This window comes from Alkalibacterium olivapovliticus, assembly GCF_003003275.1.
GTDB lineage: Bacteria > Bacillota > Bacilli > Lactobacillales > Carnobacteriaceae_A > Alkalibacterium > Alkalibacterium olivapovliticum.
Genome location: NZ_PVTO01000048.1, coordinates 1 through 6,515 on the forward strand (window position 1 = coordinate 1; position 6,515 = coordinate 6,515).

The window sequence follows — 6,515 nt, forward strand, 5'->3', positions numbered from 1 at the left end:
CCCCAAGGAGGGATATAGAACATTCATAAAATGAATGTCGCAACTCCTTTTGCACTCGCTATAGAGAACTAGCGTTCTCTATAGTTTGACGGTTTATTCAGTATGCTCTTTTTCCAAAAGATCGCCAGTTATTGCCATTACTTTTGTCTTGACTTATTACCATAAGACTTTTCCAAGAGAGAGATGATTGTCCACATTCCCGCTGGTATCGTTTAAGTGCAGAGCAATCAGCTTGGTATCAAGTGCCTTCATTGCAGCTGGTATATTCCACCTTGTCAACCGTGCATGACCGCTGTCAATTACAGCTCCAATCAGATCATGATCAAAAGCTTTTACAAAGGCAACAAAGCTCTCTTCATCGAATAACTCTTTTAGTTTTGACCCGCCATTTTCGATTCCCAGCTGGACCTGATGGGTTACCGCTAATGGCAGTAAAGCTTCGATTCCTTCTTTAGCGTAAAGTCGTGACTGGTTCATATCAAACACACTTAAATGCCGGACACCAGGGTTTATCACAACATGCGACGCCCCTATTCCTCCTGCGAACTCAATTGCCCTGCTGTATTCCCTGACTGCTGCTTTTCTAATGTCCGGCCACTGACTAGCCAGATTCAAGTCAAATTGAGGAGGATGAACGCTATATGTCATGTCCACTTCAGTTAAAGCACCCGCTAACTGATCGAGCTGGGTCAGAGTCAGATCTGACCAGCTGCTCCCCTCCATAAACAGTTCTACTTTGTCAGTGCCCTGTTCCAGGCACCGCTTAACTGCTTCAACTGGTGTCAAATGTAAAAAAGGTAAAGTTGAATAGGTCACTTGTCTCATCTGTATCGCTCCACTCCTAAGGTAACTGTCAGTCTTTCTGAATGCTCTCGAGATAGTGCTTGAGCACCTTGACTGTTTGCACACAGTCATTTAAATCAGACCATTCAGCTGGATTATGACTGATTCCTTTTTTGCTTCTTACAAACAAAAGTGCAGAAGGCAGATGCTGACCAACTATCATAGCATCATGTCCTGCTCCACTCGGAAGAGCATATGGGGTGATCCCCGATGCAGAAGCGGCTTTCTTCAATTTTTCCTGCAGCTCTTTTGGAATGGGTACAGGTGCAACATTATGTACCGTCTCGGTTTCAAGCGAGATGCCCCATGATTGACTGATTGTCTCTGCAGATTCCAAGATGCTTGTGATCAACTGTTGTCTGGATTCTTCATAAATATCTCTAATATCGACGTAGACTACGACTTCCCCTGGTATAACATTGGTTCCATTTGGTTTTACTTCAATATTACCGACAGTTGCCACGGCGGAGTCATTTATTTTTCCTGGTAGATGACTGATGTAGTGAATAAAATGTCCTGCAGCAACCAGCGCATCCTGACGATCCGTCATAGGTGTATTCCCAGCATGCCCTGCAAGGCCCTTGAATGTCAGTTTCAGCCAGTAGGGTCCTGCTATCCCTGTAACAATTCCACAAGGCAGATTTTCTTTTTCAAGGCGTTTTCCCTGCTCAATATGGACTTCCACAAAAGATTCAATTTCTTCGAATGATCTTTTCGCTTCTTTAAAACCATCCACGCTCAATCCGACATCACTGATGACTTCGCCAAACAAACGCCCTTCAAAATCACGTTTGGCACTCATAGCGTCAATATCCGTATCGCCCATCATGGCTTCGCTCCCAGTCAGACCGCCATTGAATCGTGAACCTTCTTCATCAGTAAAGACGACTACTTCATACGGTTTTTCCGGTATATAACCTGTGTCTTTCCATGCTTGGGCTACTTCAAGCGATGATAGCACCCCAATTGTCCCGTCAAAATGACCGCCATTCGGCACAGTGTCGACATGAGAGCCACTCAAGATCACCGGTTTTTCCGGCTGCTTCCCGGCCAGTCTCCCTATAATATTTCCTGCTCCATCTTCTCTTACAGTCAAACCGGCTTCCTGCATCCATTCAATCACACAGTCTTTCGCTTCCCGCTCCTGAAGCGAGAACCCCGGACGCCTCGATCCATTGTCTTCGGTCAATCCAATCTGAGATAACCTGCCTAAACGCTTTGCGAGTCTCTCCCCTGAGACTCCATTCTCAGAAAGTTTGCTGTCATATGTCTTCATCAAGAGCTTTTCTAAATCATAACCTGTATTTTCCATTCGATCATCTCCCCCAAATTAGTGTGTTTATTATAGCATGAGTTCTTTATCCTTACACATATCACTTGTGATTCAGACTGTTTAGGTCTTAACTATTTTATCCCACGGCAGAATGTAAAAAAAAGACCAGCCAAAGAGGAGTTCCCTCTCTGACTGATCCGCTAACCTTTAACTGGTTTAATTGATTGCCTCTTCTGCAAAAACGACAGACCATTCATCCCGTTTGGACAAGAAGGTTTTAGCTACTTCTTTAGCGCCTTCAAGCGTGTGATGTGCTGCCCATCCGCATTGAACTTCATTGCTTGCCGGTACTTCATCAGCTTCCAGCACATCCTGCATCGTTTTTTCAATCACATCTAAGATTTCATCGTAGTTGTCGTGATTCAATACGGTCAAGTAAAATCCGGTCTGGCATCCCATTGGCCCAAAATCAACAATATAGTCCGCATGATTACGAATGTGCTCTGCTGTCAGGTGCTCTAGTGAATGAACAGCCATCATGTCCATGTGTTCTACATTCGGCTGTGAGAAGCGCAGGTCGTACTTGACGATCAAGTCGCCATTGGAACCGGATTTGCGGTCGGCTACTCTTACATAAGGTGCTTTGACCTTTGTGTGATCCAAGTTGAAACTTTCAACGTTCATTTTTTTATCTGCCATGTTTAAATTTGCTCCTTTATTGGTTTAGTGTGTGACTGTTGCTTCAAAAATCCAGACAAATGCATTCATCTGGTTAAATGAAATATGGGTAAAGCCTGCACTTTTCAATGCATCGTATACCGTTGACAACATCGGATAATATTCTCTGTTGAGATCTTCTACTAATTCATCATACCCTAAGCTCTTAGCTTCCTCAAGAATTGCGGCTTTTTCATTATCTGATGCAAATACGGTGTCTGCAAAGACGACTTTCCCTCCACTAATCAACTGCCCAGCGTAATCTTTTAAGGCTGTCTCTTTTTCTGCATCATTCAAATGATGAAAGACATATGAGCTGACGATCGTATCGATTGGATAATCTGGTACTGGGTAGTCCTGCATATCGCCATCTTTCACCACTGTATCTTCAGGTAATTTTTCTAGAGCTAGTTGTCTCATTTCATCTGAAGGTTCGATTCCCCAAACATTTTTACCCGCTTCCAGTAGTTTAAGGGTTAAATTACCTGTTCCAATCCCGAACTCCATCACTGACTGTCCTGCATTAGAAACGATTTTATCCAGGATCTGATCATAATTCCTGAATACTTCCCGGTACTGGTCATCTTTACCTTCAACAAATGAATCATATTCACTTGCCCAGCCCGTAAACACATTTAAGAACTCTCTTCCCATAGCTACTTCCCCATTTCTTCAGCTAAATGATCTGATTTTCTTCTTTCGTCTTGACGACTACAGCAGGAACCCCTACAGCTGTAACGCCTTCAGGTATATCCTTAAGAACCACTGCACTCGCTCCAATTTTAGCTTTTCTTCCAATCGTCACATTTCCAATAATCTGTGAGTGGGCAGACAAGAGAACACCGTCTTCAATTGTCGGGTGTCTTTTGCCTGTCACGTCGCCTCTTCCACCCAACGTTACGCCATGAAACATAAGGACGTCGTCACCGATAATGGTCGTCTGTCCGATGACGATCCCCATACCGTCATCAATAAAAAATCGTCTGCCAATCGTTGCTCCCGGATGAATTTCAATTCCTGTCAGCCAGCGGGCATGCATGGATATCATTCGCGCCAGCAACTTCAACTGGTGGTTGTAGAGAAAGTGTGCGATGCGATGATAAAACATCGCCCACACGCCAGGGTAAGTCAGAACGATTTCGAGTGTGGAACGTGCAGACGGGTCGTTTTTCTTGTAGGTATCCATATACTCTTTAAATGCCTTCATGATAACTCCTTCGCCCGTCTTTTAAACGCGACTGAATCCTTCAGTCAGATCTTCTATCAAGTCTTCTACATCTTCTATTCCTACAGAGAGACGGATCAGTTCATCCTTGATACCAGATTTCAGTCTGTCCTCAGGCAGTATCGCCCCATGTGTCATCAGTGCCGGTATTTCAATCAGACTTTCCACAGCGCCAAGACTCTCAGCCAGCGTGATCAGTGAAAGGCTTTCTACAAATGTTTTAGCCGATAACCCTTCTGTCAGTTCGAAAGAGACCATTCCGCCAAAACCGCTCGTCTGTTTCTTAGCTGTTTCATGTCCAGGATGTGATTCCAGTCCAGGGTAATAGACCTTCTGAACTTTATCATGCGTATTCAGAAATTCAACGATTTTTTTTGCATTGGCTTCATGCGCTTCCATACGAATACCTAATGTCTTGATTCCTCTTTGTACGATCCAGCTGTCCTGTGGTCCAAGAATGCCTCCGATCGCATTTTGTAGGAAGCCCAATTCTTCTGCCAGATCTTCACTGTTTGTCGTTACCAGTCCGGCAACTGAATCACTGTGTCCACCAAGGTATTTTGATGCACTGTGCAAAACGATATCTGCGCCTAGTTCAAGTGGACGCTGATGATAAGGGGTCGCAAATGTATTATCTACTATTGTGATGACATTATGATTTTTAGCAATTTCTGCAACAGCCTGAATATCAGTAATTTTTAGCAGTGGGTTAGTCGGTGTTTCTAAAAAGATTGCTTTTGTTTTGTCAGTCACAGCTTCTTCGACAGTTGAAATATCGCTAGTATCCACTACCGTAAATGTCAGACCCAACCGCTTAAGGATTTTATTGATCAGGCGGTACGTCCCGCCATATACGTCATCTCCAACAATGATATGATCGCCTTGCGAAAACAACGAAAAGATTGTATGTGTTCCGGCAGATCCGGAAGCAAATGCCAGACCTCTGACGCCACCTTCCATATCAGCTATCAGTTTCTCCAAAGCAAGTCGTGTTGGATTACCTGTTCTGGAGTATTCGAATCCTTTGTGCACGCCTACCTTGCTTTGCTTGTACGTTGTTGTCTGATGAATCGGGACATTGACTGATCCTGTTGCTTCATCGTGGCTGATTCCACCGTGTATAAAAGTTGTTTTCATTCTCATTGTCTATCGTCTCCTCTAATTTTCTTTATATATATTTTTTGACAAATAGCGCTCACTGCCGTCAGGAAAGACCGTCACTATAGTACTGCCTTCTGGTAGTGATTGTGCTTCCTGTAAGGCCGCTGCAAAAGCTGCACCACTTGAACTCCCGACAAATAACCCGTTTTTTCTGGCTAACGCTTTAGTGTAGTAAAAAGCCTCTTTATCCGATATGGTGTATACCTGATCGATCCATTCTTCTTTCATAAATGGTGGAATTGATTCGACACCGATTCCTTCAGTCTCATGTGGTCCTGGCTCGCCTCCACCCAGAATAGAGCCTTCAGGTTCAACGACGACTGTCCGGACAGCCTCTGAGTGTTCTTTCAGGTACTGTGCTACTCCACTGAAGGTACCCCCACTGCCAGCTCCCGCTACAAATGAATCCGGAACAAGCCCATCTAAGTCACTGATGATTTCTGGAGCCAGTGTTTCATAATAAGTTAAAGGATTGACCGGGTTTTCAAACTGTAAGGGAAGGTAGCAATTATCTGTTTCTCTGCCTAACGCTTTAGCTTTTTCTACTGCTCCTTTGATCCCCTCTTCTGTAGGGGTATTAACGATCGTTGCCCCCAGAACTCTCATCAAGACCTGTTTTTCTTCACTGAATTTTTCTGGAACGACGAATATCATACGCATGCCGTATTCCAGAGCAGCCAGACCGATTCCGATTCCGGTATTGCCGGCTGTCGGTTCAATAATAGTCGAGTCTGTATTGATACGACCTTCTTCAAAAGCTGTTTTGAGCAGCTTCACGCCCAGTCTGTCTTTAATGCTTCCACCGGGATTAAACTGCTCGAGTTTAGCCAGTATGCGCGTTCCTTTGGGCACATCGTACCCATTGATTTGCATCAGGGGCGTCTGACCGATCAATTCGCTGACAGATTGAATGATCATAATATCCTCCTCCAAAAAAAGCGCATAAGGAATTATCCTCATGCGCTCACTCTAATTTATTCTAACGGTCGTTCACTCACACTATGCACTACGGCGTAAAGCGTGTGAGATCACTATAATCGGCTAGAACATTTTTGAGAGCATGAGAAATAGACTGTATACAAGTACAGCAACACTCCATTTGCTTCTCTAAAAATGTTTTTTGCACGATCAAACACTCCTTAGTCGTTCTAATGTTAGTAGTCTCACTTTTGATGTTAGCATTATCTAAATCTCTTGTCAAGAGAGTGTAAAATATTTTGTGTAAATAGAAAAAAGGAAGTCCCTTCTGTAGAATAGAGTTACCACACTAAATTCACAGAAAAGAGGACTTCCCTA

At 43.8% G+C, this 6,515-nt stretch carries 7 protein-coding genes; all 7 read right to left on the reverse strand.

Going from position 1 to position 6,515, the window contains the following annotated elements:
* Positions 1-156 precede the first annotated feature (156 nt).
* Entirely contained in the window at positions 157-825 is a 669-nt protein-coding gene (locus tag CLV38_RS13035) for a sugar phosphate isomerase/epimerase family protein (RefSeq protein WP_170068912.1), read from the reverse strand.
* A 28-nt stretch (positions 826-853) separates the two neighbouring features.
* Complete coding sequence (locus CLV38_RS13040; protein WP_106196375.1) at positions 854-2,155, reverse strand: M20 family metallo-hydrolase; 1,302 nt, start codon at positions 2,153-2,155, stop codon at positions 854-856.
* Positions 2,156-2,332: 177 nt separating this feature from the next.
* Positions 2,333-2,815 (reverse strand): S-ribosylhomocysteine lyase, encoded by a 483-nt coding sequence (locus CLV38_RS13045; protein ID WP_106196378.1) that lies wholly within the window; start codon positions 2,813-2,815, stop codon positions 2,333-2,335.
* Between the two features lie 24 nt (positions 2,816-2,839).
* A complete protein-coding gene (locus CLV38_RS13050) occupies positions 2,840-3,487 on the reverse strand; it encodes a class I SAM-dependent methyltransferase (protein ID WP_106196380.1) in 648 nt (215 codons plus the stop codon).
* A gap of 22 nt (positions 3,488-3,509) precedes the next feature.
* Complete coding sequence (gene epsC, locus CLV38_RS13055; RefSeq protein WP_106196382.1) at positions 3,510-4,040, reverse strand: serine O-acetyltransferase EpsC; 531 nt, start codon at positions 4,038-4,040, stop codon at positions 3,510-3,512.
* A 21-nt stretch (positions 4,041-4,061) separates the two neighbouring features.
* Positions 4,062-5,201: a bifunctional cystathionine gamma-lyase/homocysteine desulfhydrase gene (locus CLV38_RS13060; protein ID WP_106196385.1), complete on the reverse strand. Its 1,140-nt coding sequence runs from the start codon at positions 5,199-5,201 to the stop codon at positions 4,062-4,064.
* A gap of 15 nt (positions 5,202-5,216) precedes the next feature.
* Entirely contained in the window at positions 5,217-6,137 is a 921-nt protein-coding gene (locus tag CLV38_RS13065; RefSeq protein ID WP_106196388.1) for a PLP-dependent cysteine synthase family protein, read from the reverse strand.
* Positions 6,138-6,515 lie beyond the last annotated feature (378 nt).

What these genes read in the sequence shown, in the direction of transcription:
- epsC (WP_106196382.1), bottom strand. Translation starts at nt 4,040, where the DNA reads ATGAAGGCATTTAAAGAGTATATGGATACCTACAAGAAAAACGACCCG.
- CLV38_RS13060 (WP_106196385.1), bottom strand. Translation starts at nt 5,201, where the DNA reads ATGAGAATGAAAACAACTTTTATACACGGTGGAATCAGCCACGATGAA.
- CLV38_RS13050 (WP_106196380.1), bottom strand. Translation starts at nt 3,487, where the DNA reads ATGGGAAGAGAGTTCTTAAATGTGTTTACGGGCTGGGCAAGTGAATAT.
- CLV38_RS13045 (WP_106196378.1), bottom strand. Translation starts at nt 2,815, where the DNA reads ATGGCAGATAAAAAAATGAACGTTGAAAGTTTCAACTTGGATCACACA.
- CLV38_RS13040 (WP_106196375.1), bottom strand. Translation starts at nt 2,155, where the DNA reads ATGGAAAATACAGGTTATGATTTAGAAAAGCTCTTGATGAAGACATAT.
- CLV38_RS13065 (WP_106196388.1), bottom strand. Translation starts at nt 6,137, where the DNA reads ATGATCATTCAATCTGTCAGCGAATTGATCGGTCAGACGCCCCTGATG.
- CLV38_RS13035 (WP_170068912.1), bottom strand. Translation starts at nt 825, where the DNA reads ATGAGACAAGTGACCTATTCAACTTTACCTTTTTTACATTTGACACCA.